Below are 24489 nucleotides of genomic sequence, written 5' to 3'. Positions count from 1 at the left end.
ACTGGTGGCATTTTGCCAAAACTCGTTAGTCACAGCAGGACTTTATTACGCCTGCCGCGCAAAAAATTCAGAAGCCACAAACGAAAACGCCCGGCCAATGGCCGGGCGTTAATTTCTCGGGCAACCTTACTTATCGTCAGATTCGCCGGGAACATTAGGGATTTGATCGGTCGAGCCTTCAACTTCGGCCTTCATGCGCTTGAGCCCCATGTGCCGTACGTCGGTGCCGCGCACCAAGTAGATCACCAGCTCCGAAATGTTGCGCGCGTGGTCGCCGATCCGCTCCAGCGAACGCAGTACCCAGATAATGCTCAAGACCCGCGAGATAGAGCGCGGGTCTTCCATCATGTAGGTCGCCAGTTCACGCAGCGCGGTCTTGTATTCGCGGTCGATGATCTTGTCGTACTGGGCGACGGACAGCGCCAGCTCGGCGTCGAAACGGGCGAACGCGTCCAGTGCATCACGCACCATATTGCGTACTTGGTCGCCAATGTGGCGCACTTCCACATAACCACGCGGCGCTTCGCCCTCTTCGCACAGCTGGATGGCACGACGGGCGATCTTGGTGGCTTCGTCGCCGATGCGCTCCAGGTCGATCACCGACTTGGAGATGCTGATGATCAAACGCAGGTCGGACGCCGCCGGCTGGCGACGGGCCAGAATGCGCAGGCATTCTTCGTCGATATTGCGTTCCATCTGGTTGATCTGGTCGTCGATCTCACGCACTTGCTGGGCCAGGCCCGAGTCGGCCTCGATCAGCGCGGTCACGGCGTCGTTGACTTGCTTCTCCACCAGACCGCCCATCGCCAGGAGGTGGCTGCGCACTTCCTCAAGCTCGGCGTTGAACTGCGCGGAGATGTGGTGGGTAAGGCCTTCTTTGCTAATCATGTTGGCGTCCTTGGAGCGTCCGGTAAGGTGCGGAGAACCGCAGCGTCAGTGCAATCAGAACCACGGCTGACTAGCCGTAGCGACCGGTGATGTAGTCTTCGGTCTGCTTCTTCGCCGGATTGGTGAACAGGGTATCGGTATCGCCGAATTCCACCAACTTGCCCATGTACATGAATGCGGTGTAGTCGGAAACCCGCGCCGCCTGTTGCATGTTGTGGGTCACGATGACGATGGTGAACTTGGATTTGAGCTCGTAGATCAGCTCTTCGACTTTCAGCGTCGAGATCGGGTCGAGTGCCGAGCACGGTTCGTCGAGCAGCAGTACTTCCGGCTCCACGGCGATGGTCCGTGCGATCACCAGACGTTGCTGCTGGCCGCCGGACAGGCCGAGTGCCGAATCGTGCAGGCGGTCCTTCACTTCGTCCCACAGCGCCGCGCCTTTCAAGGCCCACTCAACCGCTTCGTCGAGGATGCGCTTCTTGTTGATGCCCTGGATACGCAGGCCGTAGACCACGTTTTCGTAGATGGTCTTGGGGAACGGGTTGGGCTTCTGGAACACCATGCCCACGCGACGACGCAGCTCGGCCACATCCTCGCCCTTGCGATAGATGTTGCTGCCGTAGAGGTTGATGGCGCCGTCGACGCGGCAACCGTCCACCAGGTCGTTCATGCGGTTGAAGGTGCGCAGCAGCGTGGACTTGCCGCAGCCCGACGGGCCGATGAAGGCGGTCACGCGCTGCTTGGGGATGTTCATGCTGACGTCGAACAGCGCCTGCTTCTCACCGTAGTACAGGCTCAGGCCCGGTACTTCGATGGCCACGGTTTCCTGGGCCAGGCTCAGGCTCTGCTTGTCGCGACCCAGGGCAGACATGTTGATGCCGTGGGAATGGGTTTCGTGTTGCATGGGATGCTCCCTGTGCTACCAATTCGTTGTGTGGGAGCGGGCTTGCTCGCGAAGGCGTCCGGTCAGTCGACCTATGTGTTACTGAGACACCGCATTCGCGAGCAAGCCCGCTCCCACATTTAGTCCGCGTTCAATTCAGATCAGCTATCCAACGCTTTGTATTTTTCGCGCAGGTGGTTACGAATCCACACCGCCGACAAGTTCAGCGTGGCGATCACCAGCACCAGCAGCAAGGCGGTGGCGTACACCAGTGGCCGTGCCGCTTCGACGTTGGGGCTCTGGAAGCCGACGTCGTAGATATGGAAGCCCAGGTGCATGATCTTCTGGTCCAGGTGCAGGTACGGGTAGTTGCCATCCAGCGGCAGCGACGGCGCCAGTTTCACTACCCCTACCAGCATCAGCGGCGCCACTTCACCGGCGGCGCGGGCCACGGCGAGGATCATGCCGGTCATCATCGCCGGGCTGGCCATCGGCAGCACGATCTTCCACAGCGTTTCCGCCTTGGTCGCGCCGAGTGCCAGGGAACCTTCACGCACGGTGCGGGGAATCCGCGCCAGGCCTTCTTCGGTGGCCACGATCACCACCGGCACCGCCAGCAGTGCCAGGGTCAGCGAGGCCCACAACAGGCCCGGCGTACCAAAGGTCGGGGCCGGCAGGGCTTCGGCGAAGAACAGGCGGTCTACCGAACCACCCAGTACATACACGAAGAAGCCCAGGCCGAACACGCCGTAGACGATGGCCGGTACGCCCGCCAGGTTGTTCACGGCGATGCGGATGATGCGGGTCAGCGCGTTCTGCTTGGCGTATTCACGCAGGTAAACCGCCGCCAGTACGCCGAACGGCGTCACGATCATCGCCATGATCAGGGTCATCATCACGGTGCCGAAGATCGCCGGGAAGATCCCGCCTTCGGTGTTGGCTTCCCGCGGGTCATCGCTGAGGAACTCCCAGACCTTGCTGAAGTAGAAGCCGATCTTGGTAAAGGTGCCCATGGCGTTCGGCTGGTAGGCGTGCACCACTTTGCCGATGCCGATCTCGACTTCCTTGCCGTTGCCGTCACGGGCGGTCAGTGCGTCACGGTTGAACTGGGTGTGCAGATCGGCCAGGCGCGCTTCGATGTCTTGGTAGCGGGCATTCAGCTCGGCGCGGTCGGCAGCCATGTCGGCCTGGGCGGCAGCATCAAGCTTGCCTTCCAGTTCCAGCTTGCGACCGTGCAGGCGGATGCGTTCCAAACCGGCGTTGATCGCGCCGATGTCGGTTTTTTCCAGGCTCTTGAGCTGGGCAGCCAACTTGTTCACGCGGTCAACGCGGGCTTGCAACTCCGGCCACGCAGCCTCGCCTTCGGCGATGATCTTGCCATCTTGCTTGACGTTGACCAGGGTGCCGTAGAAGTTACCCCACTCACGGCGCTCGATGGCCATCAGCTCGACCGGCTTGGTCTGGTCCTTGAGCCACTCGCCGACGATCCAGGTGAAGTCGTTGCCGTTCAAGTCCCGGTTGCCGACCTTGATCAGCTCGCGGGTCATGAATTCCGGGCCTTGTTCCGGCACGGGCAGGCCAGCGCTTTTGAGGCGCTCGCGCGGCACTTCTTCTTTCTGCACCACTTCGCCGATGACGATGTGGTTTGCCTGGCCCGGTACGCTGTAGTTGGCCTGGATCAGGTCAGCCGGCCAGAAGTGGCCCAAACCACGCACCGCAATCACAGCCAGCAAACCAATGGTCATGATGACCGCGATGGACACCGCGCCACCGCTGATCCAGACGCCTGGGGCGCCGCTCTTGAACCATCCATTCAGGGAGTTCTGTTTCACAGACTTCTACCTTTCTTAAAGCGACGAGTATTTCTTGCGCAGACGCTGACGGATCAGCTCGGCGAGGGTGTTCATGATGAAGGTGAACAGCAGCAGCACCAGCGCCGAGAGGAACAGCACGCGGTAGTGACTGCCGCCCACTTCCGACTCGGGCATTTCCACCGCGACGTTCGCCGCCAGCGTGCGCAGGCCTTCGAACAGGTTCATCTCCATCACCGGGGTGTTCCCGGTGGCCATCAGCACGATCATGGTCTCGCCGACGGCGCGGCCCATGCCGATCATCAGGGCCGAGAAGATGCCCGGGCTGGCGGTCAGGATCACTACGCGGGTCATGGTCTGCCACGGCGTGGCACCCAGGGCCAGCGAGCCCAGGGTCAGGCCACGCGGTACGCTGAACACGGCGTCTTCGGCGATGGAATAGATGTTCGGGATAACCGCAAAACCCATGGCCAGGCCGACGACCAGGGCGTTGCGCTGGTCGTAGGTGATGCCCAGGTCGTGGGAGATCCACATGCGCATGTCGCCGCCGAAGAACCAGGTTTCCAGGTACGGGCTCATGTACAGCGAGAGCCAGCCCACAAACAGGATCACCGGGATCAGGATCGCGCTTTCCCAGCCATCGGGAACACGCAGGCGGATCGACTCAGGCAAGCGGCTGAAGATGAAGCCGGCCACCAGGATGCCAATCGGCAGCAGCATCAACAGGCTGAAAATCCCCGGCAAATGCCCTTCGACATACGGCGCCAGGAACAGGCCGGCGAAGAAGCCGAGGATCACCGTCGGCATCGCTTCCATCAGTTCGATCACCGGCTTGACCTTGCGGCGCAGGCTCGGGGCCATGAAGTAAGCGGTGTAGATCGCCGCGGCGACAGCCAGTGGCGCGGCCAGCAACATGGCGTAGAACGCCGCCTTCAGCGTACCGAAGGTCAGTGGCGCCAGGCTCATCTTGGGTTCGAAGTCGGTGTTGGCGGCGGTCGATTGCCAGACGTATTTAGGCTCGTCGTAGTTCTCGTACCAGACTTTGCTCCACAACGCGCTCCACGAAACTTCCGGGTGCGGGTTGTCCAGCGCCAGCGGTTGCAGCTTGCCACCGGCTTCCACGATCACGCGGTTGGCCCGTGGCGACAAGCCGAACACGCCCTGGGCGTCGACCACTTGATCCACCAGCAAGGTGCGATGAGCGGTGCTGTGGAACACACCGAACTTGCCGGAAGCATCCAGGGCGGTGAAGCCTTTGCGACGTTCTTCGGCGGTGATTTCAACAACCGGCGCAGTGCCCATCTGGAAGGTGCGGATCTGCTTCAGACGCTGCTCGCCATCCGGGTCGCGGGCCATGAACCACTGGGCCAGGCCGCCCTTGGAGTTACCGACGATCAGCGAGATACCGCCAACCAGCTGGGTGCTGGCGGTGATTTCGGCGGTGCCATCTTCCAACAATTTGTAGCGACCGTTGAGGCTCTTGTCGCGCAGGCTGAACACATCGGCCAGGGCGCGACCGTTGATTACGTACAGCCACTGTTGGCGCGGATCGATGAAGATCGCCTTCACCGGCTCGGTCATTTGCGGCAGCTCGATACGCTTCTGCTCGCTGGTGACTTCGCCGGTCATCATGTTTTCTTCGCGGCTCAGGGACAGCACGTTCAGGTGCGAACCGGCGGAACCGGCGACCACCAGGGACGAATCCGTAGCGTTGAGCGCAACGTGCTCCAGTGGGCGACCGGCGTCATCCAGGACGATCGGCGTTTCACCGTAGGGGTATTCAATCGCAGGCGTAATCGTCTTCTTGCCGTCCGGGTAGGACACCTTATAAGTGTGGCGGAATACCAGGGACTGGCCATTGGACAAACCAAGGATCACCAGTGGGCTGCCCGGTTGGTCTTCACCAATGGAAGCAACGCTTGTACCGGCTGGCAGCGGCAGGTCGACACGCTTGAGTTCGGCGCCGTTTTCGACATTGAAGAACAGTGCCTGGCCCTTGTCGGAAACCCGCATGGCGACCTGGTTCTGCTCTTCGAGGGAGATCATCAACGGTTTGCCGGCGTCCTGCATCCAGGCGGGCGTCAAGGCGCCTTCCTTGGTCAGCGAGGCGCCCTGGAACAACGGCGCGACCACGTAGGCGAGGAAGAAGAAGATCAGGGTGATAGCGCCGAGGACGGCGAGGCCGCCGATCAACACGTACCAACGGGTCAGGCGATCTTTGAGCGCGCGAATGCGGCGCTTGCGTTGCAGCTCAGGCGTATTGAAATCAATGCGCTTGGGAGGAGAAGTCGTCGTCATGGTGGAATTGGCCAGATCATTCATGCGCACACCCTAGCGATCCTGTATGACAGAAAGATGACAATGCAGTGACGCAAGAAATCCGCCGCGTAGCAGAGCTGGCAGCGGACTGAAAATTAGGAGGTGTAGACCGGTTTGCTTGTGTGGGAGCGGGCTTGCTCGCGAAGGCGGCGTGTCATTCAACACAGTGGCGACTGATACACCGCCTTCGCGAGCAAGCCCACTCCCACTGGGCCCGCTGCTACACCAGGTATTGCAGGCTTACTTGGCGCCTTCTTTCAAACCCAGGTCAGCCAGGGCCTTGGCGGCAACTTTGGCTGGCAGTGGGATGTAGCCGTCTTTCACGACAACTTCCTGGCCCTGTTTGGACAGCACCAGTTTCACGAACTCAGCTTCCAGCGGCGCCAGAGGCTTGTTCGGGGCTTTGTTGACGTAAACGTAGAGGAAACGCGACAGCGGGTATTTGCCGTTCAGGGCGTTTTCTTCGCTGTCTTCGATGAAGTCAGTGCTGCCTTTTTTAGCCAGGGCAACGGTCTTCACGCTTGCAGTCTTGTAGCCGATGCCCGAGTAACCGATGCCGTTCAGCGAGGAGCTGATCGACTGCACGACCGAAGCCGAGCCTGGTTGTTCGTTCACGTTTGGCTTGTAGTCGCCTTTGCACAGGGCTTCTTCTTTGAAGTAGCCGTAAGTGCCGGATACCGAGTTACGACCGAACAGTTGCACTGGCTTGTTGGCCAGGTCGCCAGTCACACCCAGGTCGCCCCAGGTTTTTACGTCAGCTTTGCCGCCGCACAGACGAGTCGAGGAGAAGATCGCGTCGACTTGTTCCATGGTCAGGTGCTGAATCGGGTTGTCCTTGTGTACGAATACAGCCAGGGCGTCCACGGCAACCGGGATAGCGGTTGGCTTGTAGCCGTACTTCTGCTCGAAGGCAGCCAGTTCGGTGTCCTTCATCTTGCGGCTCATCGGGCCCAGGTTGGAGGTGCCTTCAGTCAACGCAGGTGGCGCGGTGGCGGAGCCAGCGGCCTGAATCTGGATGTTTACGTTCGGGTATTCTTTTTTGTAGGACTCAGCCCACAGGGTCATCAGGTTGGCCAGGGTGTCAGAACCAACGCTGGACAAGTTGCCCGACACACCGGTGGTCTTGGTGTAGCTCGGGATAGCTGGGTCAACAGCGGCGAATGCGTTAGCAGTCGCAACGCCAGCAGCGACAAATGTCATAGCCGCCATCAAACGCTTCAGTTTCATGCCTTACTCCTAGCAGATAGGGATAGTTGGATCGGGGCCAAGTATCGGTAGGCCGTGTGAACACTCTATGTCTGGAATATGACAATTAGATGAAAGGCCAGTATTGGCTTTAAACGCAGCTAAACGGGGAAAGGCCGAGAATACGGGGGGTTTGGCAACAACGGGGGCGGCTCAGAAATACTCTGTAATGTGATCGTTCCTACATTGCATAGGAACGATCACTCTCAAGCGCTTAGCGGGAACGCTTCCACAGATACCCACCCACCAACATCCCCATCACACACAGCACGGCGACATAGTAGGCAGGGCCCATCGGGCTTTCCTTCATCAGCAACGACACCGCCAGCGGCGTCAGGCCGCCAAAGATGGCGTAGGCGACGTTGTAGGAAAACGACAAGCCGCTGAAGCGCACCACGGGTGGGAAGGCTTTCACCATCACGTAAGGCACCACGCCGATGGTGCCGACGAACAAACCGGTCAGGGCGTACAGCGGGAACAGCCAGTCCGGATGCTGGAAGAGGCTGTGGTACAGGGTCCACGAGCTGCCCAGCAGCAACAGGCAACCGGCGACCAGCACACGGCCAGCGCCGAAACGGTCGGCCAGGGCACCGGAAAGGATGCAGCCCAGGCTCAAGGTGACGATGGCCAGGCTGTTGGCTTGCAGGGCGACGGTCGGCGCGAAGTGGTAGACGGTCTGCAGCACGGTCGGGGTCATCAGGATGACCACGACGATACCGGCCGACAGCAGCCAGGTCAGCAGCATCGACAGCACGATGGCACCACGATGGTCACGCAAAACCGCACGCAGCGGCAGTTCGGCGGCCAGGGTCTTGCGTTGCTGCATCTCGGCGAAGATCGGCGTTTCATGCAGCCAGCGACGCAGGTACACCGACAACAGGCCGAACACACCGCCAAGCAGGAACGGGATGCGCCAGGCGAAATCCGAAACCTCTACCGGGGTGTACAGGGTGTTGATGGCCGTCGCCACCAGCGAACCCAGCAGAATGCCGGCGGTGAGGCCGCTGGTCAGGGTGCCGCAGGCATAACCGACGTGGCGCGGCGGTACATGTTCGGAGACGAACACCCAGGCGCCCGGTACTTCGCCGCCAATCGCCGCGCCCTGGATCACGCGCATCAGCAGCAACAGGATCGGTGCCCACAGACCAATCTGCGCGTAGGTCGGCAGCAGGCCCATGATCAGGGTCGGCACGGCCATCATGAAGATACTCAGGGTGAACATCTTCTTGCGACCCAGCAGGTCGCCGAAGTGCGCCATGATGATGCCGCCCAGCGGGCGTGCCAGGTAGCCGGCGGCAAAGATGCCGAAGGTCTGCATCATGCGCAGCCATTCAGGCATATCGACGGGGAAAAAGAGTTTTCCGACCACGGTGGCGAAAAACACGAAAATAATGAAATCATAAAATTCCAGCGCCCCGCCCAAGGCAGACAGCGACAGGGTTTTATAGTCGTTGCGGGTCAGCGGGCGCGAAGGTTGCGCACTGCTTGCGGGCACGGAGGACATGGCAAGGCTTCTCTTATTAGTCAGAACGGCAGATCCGAGGTGCTGGCTGAGCCAGGACGGTTGGGCACGATAGCAAATCGCTTGCAAAAGCACACCAGAAGCACAGTTGTCGGAAAAAGCCGCAATACAGCGGCGAATTGCCGACCAAATCAGCCATAGACGGTCGTCGCGGCGCGAGGCTCCCGATATACTCGGCCCTTGCACGCGCCAGACCCGCAGTCTTGAGAGGCATCCTCGGCATGATCGAACTCGAACAAGAAGACCCCATCCCGCAAGGCGATCTCGCCCTGCAAATCACCGCGCTTCCCCGTGAAACCAACGGCTTTGGCGATATTTTCGGCGGCTGGCTGGTCGCGCAGATGGACCTCGCCGGCACCGCCATGGCCAGCAAGGTCGCAGGTGGCCGTGTCGCCACCGTGGCCATCGACCGCATGGCGTTCCTGGTGCCGGTCGCCGTGGGCGCACAACTGTCCTTTTATACCCAGGCCCTGGAAATCGGTCGCAGCTCGATCCAGATGATGGTCGAAGTGTGGAGCGACGACCCGCTGTCCAGCGAATGGCGCAAGGTCACCGAGGCGGTGTTCGTGTTCGTCGCCATCGACGGCAGTGGCCGCACGCGCTCGGTTCCATCGCGCGCCCGTTAAACCTCGCGGGGTTTTGACGGTCAATTGCCCCATTGCCTGCCATTTGAGAGCGCTGTTATGCCTACGCCCCACGTTGAAACCGTGAAACTGGATGAGCTGGACTGCTGGCGCATCCGCCACAACGGCGCTGAATTGATGGTGGCCCAACAGGGCGCGCATATCTTCAGTTACAAGCGTGATGGCGAGCAGCCGCTGATCTGGCCGAACCCGCAAGCGGTGTTCAAGCAAGGCAAAGGCATCCGCACCGGCGTGCCGGTGTGCTGGCCGTGGTTTGGTGTGTTTGAGCGCAACCCACAGAGCGTCAAGGCGATGCGCCAGAGCGAGCAGCCGGCCGGTGCCCATGGTTTTGCGCGCACTGCGTTGTGGGAATTGGCCACGACCGAGCTTGAAGGCGACGCCCTGCGTATCGACCTGGTCTTGCCTGTGCCGGCGGGCGGCTTCCCCGGCTGGCCCCACCAGGTCGAGCTGATCTTGAGCCTGCTGCTGGACGAACAACTGCATATCCGCCTGACCAGCCACAACCGTGGTACCGACACCGTGACCCTGAGCCAGGCGCTGCACACCTATTTCGCCGTGAGCGATGTGCGTAACGTGCACGTCGAAGGGTTGGACGCAACGGCCTATATCGACACCGCCGACGGCTGGACGACCAAACGACAGAGCGGGCTGCTGCACTTCAACGCCGAGACCGATCGCATCTATCTGGATACCCCGGCGCAGTTGAACATTGTCGACCAGGATTGGCAGCGCCGCATCCAGCTCACCAGCCAGGGCTCGAAATCCACCGTGATCTGGAACCCGTGGACCGAACGCGCCAAGGCGTTTGATGACATGGCCGATGACGGCTGGACGGGCATGTTGTGCATCGAGACGGCGAATGTGCTGGATGATGTTGTTGAGTTGGCACCCGGCCGAAGCCACACCCTGGGCGTGAGCATCACAGGTCTCGGCCTGTAAGCGCTGATCAAAATGTGGGAGCGGGCTTGCTCGCGAAGACGGTGTATCAGACACAGATATTTCGACTGAACCACCGAATTCGCGAGCAAGCCCGCTCCCACACAAGCCCGCTCCCACATTAGATCTTCGCCAGGCGTTAGAGATCCGACTCCTTTACCACCCTCACCTTGCCAGCATCCAGCGCATACGCTGCATCCGCCAGGTCATTGTTGACCTTCTCCACCTTCAACGTGCCCGTGACCCACAGCGGCGTGTAGATGTCATCCAGCTTCAGCCCCTTGGGATAACGCACCAGCACCAGTTGGTTCGGCGGCGGTGGCGGCACGTGGATGCAGGCGCCTGGGTACGGCACCAGGAAGAACAGCGTGCTGCGGCCCTTGGCGTCGGTTTCCAGCGGCACCGGGTAGCCGCCGATGCGGATATTCTTGCCGTTCATGGCGGCCACGGTCTTGGTCGAATACATCACCGCCGGCAAGCCTTTGCTCTGCTTCAAGCCACCTTTGTCGGTAAAGGTGCCCTGGGCTTCGGGGGAGTTGTGGTCGATCTCGGGCATGGCTTCGAGGGCTTTCTGGTCCGACAGCGGCATCAGGTCGAGCCAATCGGTTTCCGGCAGTTCACCGGCGTGGGCCAGGCCGGAGCCGAGCAAGAGGAGAGTCAACAAAAGACGGCGCATGGAGAGGCTCGACAAGTACAGGTGGCGAGCATTCTAGCCCTCTGCGCCTGCGCAGCGCAGAGGGCTTTGTCGCTTAGATCATTTCTTTTTGATCAGACCGTAGATCACCAGCAGGATGATCGCGCCGACCAGCGCACCAATGAAGCCCGCGCCCTGGCCTGCCTGGTAGATACCCAGCGCCTGGCCACCATAGGTCGCGGCAAGGGAGCCGGCGATACCCAGCAGGATGGTCATGATCCAGCCCATGCTGTCGTCGCCTGGCTTGAGGAAACGCGCGAGCAGACCGACGATCAAGCCGATAAAGATGGTTCCGATGATACCCATGGCATTTCCCTCTGAATGTAGGTGAGCTATGCCAAAGCCTAGACAGGCTTTGGCATCCTGCAATCAGAGAGACGACGGTCACCAATGGTTCCCGTCGGACTTGGCTTATTGCTCGGCGATCAGCGCTTCAACCTTGAGGATCTGCGCTTCCAGCGTCGCGCGGTCCTTGCAGCGCAGGTTGGCATGGCCGACCTTGCGCCCGGCCTTGAAGGCCTTGCCGTAGTGATGCAAGTGGCAGTCGTCGATGGCGATGACTTTTTCAACCGGCGGTACCACGCCGATGAAGTTGAGCATTGCGCTCTCGCCAACCTTGGCCGTGGAGCCCAACGGCAAGCCCGCCACCGCCCGCAGGTGGTTTTCGAACTGGCTGCACTCGGCGCCTTCGGTGGTCCAGTGCCCGGAGTTGTGCACCCGCGGCGCGATTTCGTTGGCCTTGAGGCCACCGTCGACTTCAAAGAACTCGAACGCCATCACCCCAACGTAATCCAGCTGCTTGAGCACGCGGCTGGAATAGTCTTCGGCCAGGGCCTGCAACGGGTGATCGGTGCTGGCCACGGACAGCTTGAGGATGCCGCTGTCGTGGGTGTTGTGCACCAACGGGTAGAAGCGGGTTTCGCCATCACGGGCACGCACGGCGATCAGCGAGACTTCGCCGGTGAACGGCACGAAGCCTTCCAGCAGGCAGGCGACGCTGCCCAGTTCGGCGAAGGTGTCGACCACATCAGCGGCGGTGCGCAGGACTTTCTGGCCCTTGCCGTCGTAACCCAGGGTGCGGGTTTTCAGCACGGCCGGCAGGCCGATGCTGGCGACGGCGGCGTCCAGGTCCGCCTGGGACTGGATGTCGGCGAAGGCCGGGGTCGGAATGCCCAGGTCCTTGAACATGCTTTTCTCGAACCAGCGGTCGCGAGCGATGCGCAAGGCTTCGGCGCTCGGGTACACCGGCACGAACTGCGACAGGAAGGCCACGGTCTCGGCCGGGACGCTTTCGAACTCGAAGGTCACCAGGTCGACTTCGTCGGCCAGTTGACGCAGGTGGTCCGGGTCGCTGTAGTCAGCGCGCAGGTGTTCACCCAGGGCCGCCGCACAAGCGTCCGGCGCCGGGTCCAGGAAAGCGAAGTTCATCCCCAGCGGGGTTCCCGCCAGGGCCAGCATGCGACCCAGTTGGCCGCCACCGATTACACCGATTTTCATCGTCAACAACCTCAGGCGATGCGTGGGTCTGGATTGTCCAGCACGCTGTCTGTCTGCTCAGCACGGAATTTTTTCAGCACCGCGTGGAACTGCGGGTGCTTGGCGCCCAGGATGCTGGCGGACAGCAACGCGGCGTTGATCGCGCCGGCCTTGCCGATCGCCAGGGTCGCCACCGGGATGCCGGCCGGCATCTGCACGATGGACAACAGCGAATCCACGCCCGAGAGCATCGCCGACTGCACCGGCACGCCAAGGACCGGCAGGTGGGTCTTGGCCGCACACATGCCTGGCAGGTGCGCTGCACCGCCGGCACCGGCGATGATCACCTCGATGCCACGGGATTCTGCTTCATCGGCATACTGGAACAGCAAATCCGGGGTGCGGTGGGCAGAGACCACTTTCACTTCATACGGAATGCCGAGTTTTTCCAGCATATCGGCGGTGTGGCTAAGGGTGGACCAATCGGACTTGGAGCCCATGATCACGCCAACCAATGCACTCATCGTCGTGCCTCTTCTCTCTGGGCGCCCGCAGGCGCGTCAAAAAACAACAAGCCACGCGGGAAATCCGGCGTGGCTTGGTGTGCGAATTAAGGCCGGTTGGACCGGCCGAAGGCCGCGCAGTATACCGTAATAATCCAGATAAACAGCCCCTTGGATGACCATCTGTCTAGCGGGGCAAAGCGGCGGTTTTATTGACTTTCAGGTCAGCGAAAACAACACACATTCCCCATGGGAACTGGGTCAATGTGGGAGCTGGCTTGCCTGCGATAGCAATGGTGAATTCACTACAGCTATCGCAGGCAAGCCAGCTCCCACATTGATCTTCAGCGCACTCAAGCGCCCTGCGCCGCCCCACCTTCCAACTTGCGCCACAACAACCGCACGTTGGCCTTGCGCACCAACGCGCAGCGATACAGGCGAATCTCCAACGGCACATGCCATTGCGGGCCGCCGCACACCACCAATTCACCACGCGCCAATTCCGCCCGCACGCTCAACTGCGGCACCCAGGCGATACCCAAGCCTTCCAGGGCCATGCTTTTAAGACTGTCGGCCATGGCGGTTTCATACACGGTGGTAAAGCGCAGCGCACGTTGGCGCAATAGCAAGTGAACGGATCGGCCAAGAAACGCACCGGCGCTGTAGGCCAGGAGCGGCACGCTGCCCTCACCTTCCAGGTCGAACAACGGCTTGCCATCGGCATCGGCCGCGCACACCGGGAGCATTTCGGTGTTGCCCAGGTGCAGGGAGGGGAAGATCTCGGCATCCATCTGCATCGCCGCGTCCGGGTCGTAGAACGCCAGCATCAAGTCGCATCCGCCTTCGCGCAGGGCGTGTACGGCGTCGCCGACGTTGGTGGCGACCAGCCGCGTGGCAATGTTCAGGCCTTCGTTACGCAACTGTGCGATCCAGCGCGGGAAGAACCCCAGCGCCAGGGAGTGGGCCGCCGCCACTTGCATGACTTCGCCCTGCCCGCCCTCAAGATGGTGCAAGTGGCGCAGCACTTCACCGAGCTGTTCGACCACGGTGCGCGCAGTCACCAGGAACAACTGCCCCGCCGCCGTCAGCTCCACCGGCGTGCGCGAGCGATTGACCAGAGTCAGGCCCAGCGCCGCCTCCAGGCTGCGGATGCGACGACTGAACGCCGGCTGGGTGACAAAGCGCCGCTCCGCCGCCTGGGAAAAGCTGCGAGTGGCCGCCAGGGCGCTGAAGTCTTCCAGCCATTTGCTCTCAAGGTTCATCACTTACTCCCACGGGTACGCACCATTTTGGTACACACGCCCGCCATGATAGCCGGGTCACACCTGCATTATGCCGTTTATGCATAGCCCAGTGCTGAACAGCATTGGCCCAAAAACACACACAAGCCTAGCATTCGCAGCGTTCCGGCCAGTTCCGGGTCCATATCGAGATGATTTCCGTCATGTCCTCCGCTGCATCTTTCCGTACCGAAAAAGACCTGCTTGGCGTACTTGAAGTACCGGCTCAAGCGTATTACGGCATCCAGACCCTGCGAGCGGTGAACAACTTCCGCCTCTCGGGCGTTCCGATTTCGCATTACCCGAAATTGGTGGTCGGTCTGGCAATGGTCAAGCAAGCGGCGGCAGACGCCAACCGCGAGCTGGGTCAGCTCAGTGAAGCCAAGCACGCTGCCATCAGCGAAGCCTGTGCCCGTCTGATCCGCGGCGATTTCCACGAAGAGTTCGTGGTGGACATGATTCAAGGCGGCGCTGGCACTTCAACCAACATGAATGCCAACGAAGTCATCGCCAACATCGCGCTGGAGGCCATGGGCCACCAGAAGGGCGAATATCAATACCTGCACCCCAACAACGACGTGAACATGGCGCAGTCGACCAACGACGCCTACCCGACCGCGATCCGCCTGGGTCTGCTGCTGGGCCATGACGCGCTGCTGGCCAGCCTCGACAGTCTGATCCAGGCGTTCGCAGCCAAGGGCGTCGAATTCAGCCACGTGCTGAAAATGGGCCGCACCCAATTGCAAGACGCCGTGCCGATGACCCTCGGCCAGGAATTCCGCGCCTTCGCCACCACCCTCGGTGAAGACCTGGCCCGCCTGAAAACCCTGGCGCCAGAGCTGTTGACCGAAGTGAACCTGGGCGGCACCGCCATCGGTACCGGCATCAACGCCGACCCGCGCTACCAGGCCCTGGCCGTACAACGCCTGGCCGTGATCAGCGGCCAGCCGGTGGTACCGGCCGCCGACCTGATCGAAGCCACCTCCGACATGGGCGCTTTCGTGCTGTTCTCCGGCATGCTCAAGCGTACCGCGGTGAAACTGTCGAAGATCTGCAACGACCTGCGCCTGCTGTCCAGCGGCCCACGCACCGGGATCAACGAGATCAACCTGCCAGCGCGCCAGCCAGGCAGCTCGATCATGCCCGGCAAGGTCAACCCGGTAATTCCGGAAGCCGTCAACCAGGTGGCGTTCCAAGTGATCGGCAACGACCTGGCGCTGACCATGGCAGCCGAAGGCGGCCAACTGCAGCTGAACGTGATGGAGCCGCTGATCGCCTTCAAGATCTTCGACTCGATCCGCCTGCTGCAACGCGCCATGGACATGCTGCGCGAGCACTGCATCACCGGCATCACTGCCAACGAAGCCCGCTGCCGCGAACTGGTGGAGCACTCCATCGGCCTGGTTACCGCGCTGAACCCGTACATCGGCTATGAAAACGCCACCCGCATCGCCCGTATCGCTCTCGAAAGCGGCCGTGGCGTGCTGGAACTGGTGCGCGAAGAAGGCTTGCTCGACGACGCCATGCTCGACGACATCCTGCGCCCCGAAAACATGATTGCCCCACGCTTGGTCCCGCTGAAGGCCTAAGCGTTTGTTGCACCGCTCACCAGGTTGAGGGACTAGACACCTCTCACCTTTTGAGGGCCTGAAGGCTCGTTCTTCAGGCCCTTTTTTTTGCCTCAAGGTTGTGAAATGACGCCCATAAAAACTCCAATATCGCCCTGTAAGCCCACCGCCCCTGCAACAGCTTGGCTGAAACCTTTAATCAGCCCAGGCAGACGGATCACGTTCGCCTAGGTATAGTGCCGCCCCTCTCGCGTCTGCGGCCGTCGGTAACGAGGCCCTGAACACAGCGCGAAACCGCATGAATAACAACCCGCAAAAGGATTGGGGTCGAACTGTCGCGCACTGCCTGGTGCCAAGCGACGGCGTCGAACCGTCCTGCGTTTGCCATTAGAAAAATCAGCGAGGAACACTCCATGCTCGAAGTCATCAACGACTTCCTCTCAGGGAAAGTACTGATCGTGCTCATTGTCGGGCTCGGCGGTTATTTCACGATCCGCTCGCGTTTCGTACAACTGCGTCACTTTTTCCACATGTTCTCGGTGTTTAAAGACAGCCTGAAGAACAGCTCCGACCAACTCAGCTCGTTCCAGGCGCTGATGCTCAGCCTGGCCGGCCGCGTGGGTGCCGGCAACATTGCCGGTGTCGGCATTGCGGTGACCCTGGGTGGCCCGGGGGCGGTGTTCTGGATGTGGGTCACCGCATTGGTGGGCATGTCTTCGAGCTTTATCGAATGTTCCCTCGGCCAGCTGTACAAGCGCACCGACGCAGAAGGCACCTACCGTGGCGGCCCGGCGTATTACATCCAGCACGGCCTGCAGAAGCGCTGGTTGGGCATGGTCATGGCGTTCCTGCTGCTGGTGACCTTCGGCTTCGCCTTCAACGGCCTGCAAGCCCACGCCGTGACCCACTCGCTGAACAACGCCTTCGGCCTCGACACCACCTACACCGGCCTGGCCCTGGCGGCCTTGTTGGGCCTGGTGTTCATCGGCGGGATCAAGCGCATCGCCTCGATCGCCGACCTGCTGGTGCCGGTCAAGACCCTGGTCTACATCGCCGTGACCCTGTACGTGATCGTGCTGCAGTTCGACCACGTACCGGCCATGCTGATGACCATCGTCAAGAGCGCCTTCGGTCTGGACCAAGCCTTCGGTGGCCTGGTCGGCAGCGCGATCATCATGGGTGTGAAGCGCGGCGTGTTCGCCAACGAAGCCGGTCTGGGCAGTGCGCCGAACGTGGCAGCCGTGGCCTCTGTAGAGCACCCGATTGCCCAGGGCGTGGTCCAGGCATTCAGTGTGTTCCTCGATACCTTCGTGATCTGCACCTGCACCGCCTTGCTGATCCTGCTCTCCGGTTTCTACACCCCGGGCTTTGAAGGCGACGGCATTGCCCTGACCCAGAACTCCCTGGCTGCCGTGGTCGGTGACTGGGGCCGCATGTTCATCTCCGTGGCCCTGGCGTTGTTCGTGTTCACCTCGATCATGTACAACTACTACCTGGGCGAGAGCAACCTGCGCTTTTTGGTGGGCAACAACCGCAAGGTACTGATGGGCTATCGCGCTCTGGTGCTGGTGCTGATCTTCTGGGGCTCCATCGAGAACCTGAGCACCGTGTTCGCGTTTGCCGACATCACCATGACCATGCTCGCCTTCGTCAACCTGTTCGCGCTGGCGTTCCTGTTCAAGATCGCCATGCGTATCCTGAACGACTACGACAACCAGCGCGCGGCAGGCATCAAGACCCCGGTGTTCGACTCCAGCCAGTTCCCTGACCTGGACCTGGACCGCAGCGCCTGGCCGGCCAACCCGGTAAAACCCGAGGCCGCTCCATCGGCTGAACTGAACGCCCAAGCCCAGCGCTGAGCGTAGAGAGATGACACGCCGTACGACCTTGGGCATGCTCGGGGCCGTGCGGCGTTTTTCGTTCAGGAGATTTTTCGATGCAACCAGCTAACAACGTCATGGTGCTCTATACCGGCGGCACCATCGGCATGCAGGCCAGTGCCAACGGCCTGGCCCCCGCTTCCGGCTTCGAAGCGCGCATGCGCGAACAGCTCGCCAACCAGCCTGTGCCCGCCTGGCGCTTCGAGGAAATGGCCCCGCTGATCGACAGCGCCAATATGACCCCCGCCTACTGGCAGCGCCTGCGCACCGCGGTGATCGATGCCGTGGACCAGGGCTGCGACGGCGTGCTGATCCTGCATGGCACCGACACCCTGGCCTACAGCGCAGCGGCCATGGCTTTCCAACTGCTGGGCCTGCCGGTGCCGGTGGTGTTCACCGGTTCCATGTTGCCCGCCGGCGTACCCGACAGTGATGCCTGGGAAAACGTCAGCGGCGCCCTGCAGGCATTGGGCGCAGGTTTGGCACCGGGCGTGCACCTGCACTTTCACGGCGCGATGATGGCGCCGACCCGCTGTGCGAAAATCCGCAGCTTCGGCCGCAACCCTTTCGCGGCGTTGAACCGTCAAGGCGGCGTGGCGCATGCCGAGTCCATTCCCCAAGCCCTTGGCTATCGCCAGCCCAAAGCCCTGGCCAACGTCGGCGTGCTGCCGTTGGTACCGGGTATCGGTGCAGCCCAGTTGGACGCGATCATTGCCAGCGGCATCCAGGCGCTGATCCTGGAATGCTTCGGCAGCGGCACCGGCCCCAGTGACAACCCAGCGTTTCTGGCCAGCCTCCAGCGCGCGCAAGAACAGGCCATTGTGGTGGTCGCCATCACCCAATGCCATGAAGGCGGCGTGGAGCTGGATGTGTACGAGGCCGGCAGCCGCCTGCGCGGCGTCGGCGTCCTGTCGGGCGGTGGCATGACCCGCGAAGCCGCATTCGGCAAGCTCAACGCGCTGCTCGGCGCCGGGATCGACATCCCGCAAATCCGCCGCCTGGTGGAACTGGACCTGTGCGGCGAGCTGCGCTGAGCCACAGTCTAAGTAAGCACCACCGTTCCTGGCTGCACGCTTCCTAGCATGGCAACACCCCGGCTTTCTTCTGGGGTCGTTGCCATTCTTTTGCCTGCCAGGACGCACCATGACCACACCTCTTTCAACGTACTCCCATCAAAACCTCACCGACACGCTGGTCACGCAAATGTCCACCGGCCCGGCGTTTCGTGAAGTCGCCGCCACATTGCTGCGTGAGCAACTGCAAGAGCTGTATCCGGACCTGGACCTCGACCCGAACGTGACCATGGTGGGTACCCCAATCTGGGGTATTGAAGAGGGTCATGTCGTACCCATCGACCGCCATTACAAAGCGCTCACCGACATCCTCGCCGTCCAGGCGGTGCTGGCCGTGCCTGCGCTTTATATCGAAGGCGAGCACTTTCTGACCCAACTGCCGATCGTTGAACCGGCAGTGCATTTGCCGGTGCGGATCCTCGACATCGCCCGCCTGATCAATACGCTGGCACCCGTGATGTTGCGTGGTTATCAACAGGCTCAGACGGAGTACTGGAACGCGTCCGAGGCTGACAGCGGCCCGCGCTGGCACGCGCTGGCCGCGACGCTGCGCGATTTCTGGAACATAACGCAGGCGCCCGGCTTGAGCGACGACGATTGCCAGATGGCACGCGAGCTGTATCGCACGCCGGACTTCGCCCAGCGCGGCCTCAATGACTCCCAGGCCGTCAGGGCCTACGTGATTGATATCGACAAAGTCGACGACGCAGGCAAGGCCACTCATCTGGAAGATCACTTGATCAGCGTGTTGATCGGCCGGAGAAATGGCCAAGAGGTGATCCTCACCCATTCCCTGCTTGGCGGCTTCAAGAAATACACCAGCCAGGAAAACCTGGGCGAAGACCTGCCGCACCTGTTGAGTACCGCACTGGGGCGCATCAAAGTGCAGTGGCGCCTGATAGAACCCGATGGCGATTTTTTCGACTACCTGGCCTGCACCTTTATCAGCCTCCAGATCACTGCCATTGGGGGCATCGACTTTTCCGGCCTGCGTGAGCCGGGCGCCTCCCAGCAACGCCTGGCCCAACCGCCAGCGCCTGATGTCACGCCCAGTGAGTCCGACATGCAGCAGTATGTAAACGCCCTTCCCGATTGGTTGACCGAGGCGTCGGCCTCAGACCAGGACGCCTTCTCGCGCCACCTCAAAGACCTCGCGACCCTGCACAGTTTGAGTCGCGGCAAGACCTATCAAGAGGGTATAAGCCCCCTCCAGCAATACACCCTGGACCAGCTTAACGCCGAGATGCTCAAGGACCATCCCGAGGCCTCAACGCGGTGGCTGGGCAGCCTCGACATCGTCGTGCGCAGCCCAGTGTTCTGGGGCTTGTTCCCGGTGCCCGGGCAGATCGACACATCGATATTCAGCGTGACCGAACTGGCGCTGCAAAACCTCATCGCCCTGCCTATGGGGGTCAAGACACTGCGCCAGCGTAGTCGGGAAAAACTGCCTGACTGGTTGACCGTCGACTACCTGGAAAGCCTGATCAGCCGCGTGGACATCGGCAACACTTACCCGGCCCTGATCAAGGCAACACTGCTGGACGACCCGCTGGAGACCGCTCGCCGCCAGTTGCTCTACACCCAGCACTTGCGCATCCAACTGCCGATGCTGGCACTGCAATGCAAGATCCGTGGTGAGGGCGGGATCAATGAACTGGGTTATCGATACATCAACGCATTGATGCAGGCTGTCCCCGCCGACCGTCAGGTGGATGGCCAGATGATCGTCATTCGCCCGCTGGCCTTTGTGCCGACCCGACGGCTGGACACCACGCCGGATGTGGTCGCTAACATGTTCGTGATCGGCCCCCAGAACATGAGCGCCGGCCCTTGCTTGCTCTACCGGCCGCTGCTCGATAACCCACTGTCGCAATTCCCGTCGCCGAACAATTTGATCTACGCCTTGCAACAGTCGACGAGCCTGCGCGAATCGGTCTTGGCCTGGCTGCCCGATAACGCTCGGGATGACTACGCCCAGTTCGTGTTTCCCGGTGATCTACCTTCACCTTGGGTGGCGATCACGTTCGTGGTGGACCCGGTCAAGGGGTGGGCAATGAGCGGGCCGATAAAATTGAGCCAGAACACCATAGACGGCGATCTGTTCACCACGCTGTACAACGCCAACGCCAACGCACTGGTGAGCCTGGCCGACCGGCAATCGGTGTCCAACGCCGAAGCCCGCTGGGCGACGTTCAAGCACATCGGTTGGGCGCTCTTCAACGCAGTCCTGCCGTTTCTCGGGCGCACCGTGGGCACGGCGGTCTGGATCTGGCAGATCATGGACCAAGTGCAACACGTCGAAGACACCCTGTCCCACCCCGAGCAAGAGTCGCCCTGGGTTGCCCTCGCCGACCTGCTGCTGAATATTGGCATGGCCATCACCTTGCACTGCGTCACCCACCGCTCGCCAGGCGTCGCATCGAGAAACAATGCGTTTGCGCCGGTGCGCCCTCGGCCACCCGCCCAGCTAAAACCGGAGATAGTCAGCAAACTCGCAACTATCAGCTCCGATAACCTGGGCCCACACGACCGCCCTCTGCATATCAGTGGCGCAGTCAACCGCACGCCGGTGCGATTGGCCACCGTGCTGGACAGTTTCAAAGTGACCAAACCCGGCACCCTCGACGAGATCAACGACGAGACAGGGCCTCACCAGCATCTGTATCGCAGTGGTGCGCACTGGTATGCCCCGGTGGGCGAGCGCTGGTTCCAGGTGCTGGTGGATGAAAACGATACCGTCTTGATCGTCGACCCCGCCCGTCCCGAGCGCACCGGTCCGCCGTTGGTCCACAACAGCAAGGGCCAGTGGTTTGTCGATACGCGTCTGCGCCTGCGAGGGGGTGGCCCCAAGGTCATCAACAGAAGGGCGCTAGCGCTCGCCAAAAAAAGGGCCAGCGAACTGCGCAACGAACTGGATGAATTTGAGCGTCGCAAAGCCACTGCACAAGAGGGATTGGAACGTGCTCGCCGTGAATACGACGAAGCCCCTGCACAATCGATCGAGACCTTGCGCAAAGCCTACATCCAGGCCCTGGAGAACCAGCGCACGGACTACGAGTCGGCACTTCAAAAACTCAAAGAGCTAAACGTTCTTGACCCCAGGGCCACCTACGCGCCAAATGCCCTCAATTACATTAAGGCGCAGACCAAACTGACCCAAGAGGCAATACGAGACATTACCTCCCGCTTCACCCCCAAGTGGAGAACCGTGCAGGAACTACTGCAAAGCCAGGCCGAATTACCGCAAACGCGTGATATTGAAGTGTTTCGTGAGACGCACACGCTGACCAACGAGTTGCTTGCCCAGATCCAATATATGGATGGCCGGTTCATGGAGCTCAAACGTTTGGGTAAAGTCGGTTCGTTGCACTTGGTGGATCAGCAGGCAAAGATGCCCGTCTACACCTCCAATAGCCTCAAGGCTTTTCGCGTAACACTCAGCCGCAACCTGTGCCTGCGTGCAGAGACCCTCGACACTGCTCAGGACGCCTGGGCGCAGATTGACCAAATCATCAACACGGCCGATATCGCAATCCAGTGCCTGCACGACACCCTGGCAGAGATAAGCGAACGGCGTCTGGATGAGCGGATTGATAGCCTGAGCAGCTTGATCGAGCAGTTTCAGATGCTGGATGAACGCTTGCAGGATTTCCACGTGGAGTACTCCGAACAAGCCCTCACCAATCCGCTGCTTGAGTTACGCAGGGAGCTCACCGACTTCCAGCGGCTCGCCACCCGTAACCTCGGTGAGCTCAGTATCGAAAGAACGGCTGTCAGAAGCCGCCCCACTCCGCCTTCATCCCCGCTTCGCCCTCAAAAGAGGTTTATTTACACCCGCTTCAACGGCCTGTTGATTGGCGAGCCGCGCTTGTCGGATGTCGGTCTGGACACTGGCATTGTGGATATTCGCTCACCAACGACCAATCAAATCCTCGCGACCTACCATGAGAAAACTGAGGGTGTGTGGGTTTTACGCATAAAGACCCCGCCGCCCTCGGCTGAATCCATTGCCGTGGACGTACAAACCAGTATCGATCAGGGCCAGGCCTTGCTCGATGAATTGCCGGTGTTTCTCGCAAGGGCTCGCGCTCAAGCTCTGTTCTCAGACCGAGCGCCCTTCGGCATCGAATACCTGTATCACCAGCATGCTCTGAAACTGGAACACGCCAGCAATACAATCGAACACGCTCTGACGCAACAAAACATCACCGAAAGCTCTGGGCACTACGCCTCCGCCAGTAAGGTGAACGCGGCCCTCGATACCGCGCTGAAGGATCTCTACCAACAGAGCAATCAGCTGGTACAGCGCAGGCTCAAACTGCATCCGCCGACTGTGACCGGCGTCCAATGGCTGGAACGGCACAAGGCAATCACCATCAAAAAAGAAACCGTGAAACGCCGCATGATCCCAGGCAACCCGAAAGACTTCCTGGATGAGTACAGCATCACTGACCGCTCCAACGGGACAGTGCTGTGGTACGCACACTTTCACTACAGCGCCGACTGGACATCGGACAACGCTTATCAGTCTGCCCGCTTGGTAACCCCGACAGAGCAACGTGCGGGTAACACCAGCGTTATGCCGCCAAACTTGACCCGGGCGGAAACGGTGGCGTTCTATCGCAGTGAGATCAGTGTGGCGCAGGCCCACATGCTGTTTTTCCAGAAATCGACGCCCAAATCCGTCAGTTGATCAATACCAGGGGACGGCATGCAACTTGCTGCCCCTCAGCCACACTCTGGCACCGGCTTCCCATGCTGCATTCACACCTGACCACCCTCAATGCGGTGTCCCTGGTCCTGGCCACGTTCCAGGACCAGGGCACGGCAAGCGATGTATTACTGGCCGGCAGCGGTATCGGAACCGCCGATCTGCGCCACGCAGACACGCGCATCACCACCTGCCAGGAAATGCGCGTATGCGCCAATGCCGTGGCCCTGCGCCAAGACATCGGCCTGGAACTGGGCCAGCGCATGCATGTGTCCGGCTACGGTTTGCTCGGCTATGCCCTACTCACCAGTGCCACCTTAGGTGACGCTTTGCGCCTGGCACTACGCTACCCGGCGCTGTTGGGAACACTCTTCGAGCTGAGCCTGGTGGACGATGGCGAACAGATCTGGCTGACCGCTGGCGACTATCGGGAGAACCCGGCATTGGCAGCGTTCAACGTGGAGTTCTGCCTGGTGTCGCTTAAGGTCATCTGCGATGACTTGCTGGGTCGCGCCTTGCCGTTGCGTGAGGCGCGCTTCGACTACCCAGCGCCGGATTACCACGCTCGTTATGCCGAGCGTTTCGGCTGCCCATTGCACTTTGCCGCCCAGGCCAACGGGTTTGCCTTCGACCAGGCATGGCTTAAGCAACCGCTGCCGCTGGCAGACGCCATCACCCACCGCGCCATGGCCGAGCGCTGCCGTAAACAGAACTCCGAATTCACCGGGCGCCAGGCCTGGCTCAACCGCGTGCGCCAATTGTTGGCCGATCAACTGCACGCCGCGCCCGGCCTTGATGGCTTGGCGGCACAGATGAACTGCTCGGCGCGTACCCTGCGGCGGCACTTGCAGGCCCTGGGATGCAGCTACCAGCAATTGCTCGACGAGCTGCGCTTTGAGCAAGCCAAGCAATGGCTGGCGCAAGATCAGATGCCGATCCATCAGATTGCCGAGCAACTGGGCTTTAGCGAAACCGCGAGCTTTCGCCATGCGTTTGTGCGCTGGAGTGGTGTAGCGCCCAGCCTGATGCGCCATTAATGGGCGAATTATGGTCAGC

At 61.0% G+C, this 24489-nt stretch carries 18 protein-coding genes; 7 read left to right on the top strand and 11 right to left on the bottom strand.

All coding sequences use genetic code 11. From position 1 onward, the window contains the following. Positions 1-126 precede the first annotated feature (126 nt). The 6 genes from phoU to OPU96_RS08030 form a co-directional block, all read right to left on the bottom strand. The gene (gene phoU, locus OPU96_RS08055) at positions 127-888 is read right to left on the bottom strand and encodes a phosphate signaling complex protein PhoU (protein WP_192298051.1); all 762 of its coding nucleotides are present in this window, start codon (positions 886-888) and stop codon (positions 127-129) included. 70 nt (positions 889-958) lie between these two features. Continuing rightward, the gene (gene pstB / locus OPU96_RS08050; RefSeq protein ID WP_192298052.1) at positions 959-1792 is read right to left on the bottom strand and encodes a phosphate ABC transporter ATP-binding protein PstB; all 834 of its coding nucleotides are present in this window, start codon (positions 1790-1792) and stop codon (positions 959-961) included. A gap of 140 nt (positions 1793-1932) precedes the next feature. Next, the gene (gene pstA, locus OPU96_RS08045) at positions 1933-3603 is read right to left on the bottom strand and encodes a phosphate ABC transporter permease PstA (protein WP_192298053.1); all 1671 of its coding nucleotides are present in this window, start codon (positions 3601-3603) and stop codon (positions 1933-1935) included. Between the two features lie 15 nt (positions 3604-3618). Continuing rightward, on the bottom strand, positions 3619-5652 hold the full coding sequence (locus tag OPU96_RS08040) for an ABC transporter permease subunit (protein ID WP_192298247.1): 2034 nt from the start codon (positions 5650-5652) through the stop codon (positions 3619-3621). A gap of 489 nt (positions 5653-6141) precedes the next feature. After that, on the bottom strand, positions 6142-7128 hold the full coding sequence (locus OPU96_RS08035) for a phosphate ABC transporter substrate-binding protein PstS (RefSeq protein ID WP_192298054.1): 987 nt from the start codon (positions 7126-7128) through the stop codon (positions 6142-6144). Positions 7129-7360: 232 nt separating this feature from the next. Further along, positions 7361-8650 (bottom strand): MFS transporter, encoded by a 1290-nt coding sequence (locus OPU96_RS08030; protein WP_192298055.1) that lies wholly within the window; start codon positions 8648-8650, stop codon positions 7361-7363. Between the two features lie 239 nt (positions 8651-8889). On the opposite strand from OPU96_RS08030, the gene OPU96_RS08025 reads away from it, so the two are divergent. Together OPU96_RS08025 and OPU96_RS08020 are read left to right on the top strand one after the other, a co-directional pair. Then, a complete protein-coding gene (locus OPU96_RS08025; RefSeq protein ID WP_003176975.1) occupies positions 8890-9294 on the top strand; it encodes an acyl-CoA thioesterase in 405 nt (134 codons plus the stop codon). Positions 9295-9351: 57 nt separating this feature from the next. Then, positions 9352-10251, top strand: coding sequence for a D-hexose-6-phosphate mutarotase (locus OPU96_RS08020; RefSeq protein ID WP_226454706.1), 900 nt, complete (start codon positions 9352-9354; stop codon positions 10249-10251). Between the two features lie 136 nt (positions 10252-10387). On the opposite strand, the gene OPU96_RS08015 is transcribed toward OPU96_RS08020, so the two are convergent. The 5 genes from OPU96_RS08015 to OPU96_RS07995 form a co-directional block, all read right to left on the bottom strand. After that, positions 10388-10924 (bottom strand): DUF3299 domain-containing protein, encoded by a 537-nt coding sequence (locus OPU96_RS08015; RefSeq protein WP_050784921.1) that lies wholly within the window; start codon positions 10922-10924, stop codon positions 10388-10390. Positions 10925-11002: 78 nt separating this feature from the next. Next, positions 11003-11248, bottom strand: a complete 246-nt coding sequence (locus OPU96_RS08010) for a GlsB/YeaQ/YmgE family stress response membrane protein (protein WP_016978642.1) — start codon at positions 11246-11248, stop codon at positions 11003-11005. A gap of 105 nt (positions 11249-11353) precedes the next feature. Beyond that, a complete protein-coding gene (locus OPU96_RS08005; protein WP_192298057.1) occupies positions 11354-12439 on the bottom strand; it encodes a 5-(carboxyamino)imidazole ribonucleotide synthase in 1086 nt (361 codons plus the stop codon). Between the two features lie 11 nt (positions 12440-12450). Next, positions 12451-12942 carry a 5-(carboxyamino)imidazole ribonucleotide mutase gene (gene purE, locus OPU96_RS08000; protein ID WP_003176980.1) on the bottom strand — a complete coding sequence of 164 codons (492 nt, stop codon included), beginning with the start codon at positions 12940-12942 and terminating at the stop codon, positions 12451-12453. 332 nt (positions 12943-13274) lie between these two features. Then, entirely contained in the window at positions 13275-14183 is a 909-nt protein-coding gene (locus OPU96_RS07995; protein ID WP_192298058.1) for a LysR substrate-binding domain-containing protein, read from the bottom strand. Positions 14184-14365: 182 nt separating this feature from the next. On the opposite strand from OPU96_RS07995, the gene aspA reads away from it, so the two are divergent. The 5 genes from aspA to OPU96_RS07970 all read left to right on the top strand — a co-directional run bounded on the left by aspA (position 14366) and on the right by OPU96_RS07970 (position 24470). Continuing rightward, on the top strand, positions 14366-15790 hold the full coding sequence (gene aspA / locus OPU96_RS07990) for an aspartate ammonia-lyase (RefSeq protein ID WP_192298059.1): 1425 nt from the start codon (positions 14366-14368) through the stop codon (positions 15788-15790). A gap of 392 nt (positions 15791-16182) precedes the next feature. Next, positions 16183-17628 carry an alanine/glycine:cation symporter family protein gene (locus tag OPU96_RS07985; protein ID WP_192298060.1) on the top strand — a complete coding sequence of 482 codons (1446 nt, stop codon included), beginning with the start codon at positions 16183-16185 and terminating at the stop codon, positions 17626-17628. Positions 17629-17705: 77 nt separating this feature from the next. After that, positions 17706-18683, top strand: a complete 978-nt coding sequence (locus OPU96_RS07980) for an asparaginase (protein WP_498558945.1) — start codon at positions 17706-17708, stop codon at positions 18681-18683. A 109-nt stretch (positions 18684-18792) separates the two neighbouring features. After that, positions 18793-23415 carry a hypothetical protein gene (locus tag OPU96_RS07975; RefSeq protein WP_498558944.1) on the top strand — a complete coding sequence of 1541 codons (4623 nt, stop codon included), beginning with the start codon at positions 18793-18795 and terminating at the stop codon, positions 23413-23415. A 62-nt stretch (positions 23416-23477) separates the two neighbouring features. Then, positions 23478-24470: an AraC family transcriptional regulator gene (locus tag OPU96_RS07970; protein WP_226454710.1), complete on the top strand. Its 993-nt coding sequence runs from the start codon at positions 23478-23480 to the stop codon at positions 24468-24470. Positions 24471-24489: the final 19 nt, after the last annotated feature.

This window comes from Pseudomonas sp. RP-B7, assembly GCF_059803535.1.
This window is presented reverse-complemented; position numbering and strand designations above follow the sequence as displayed.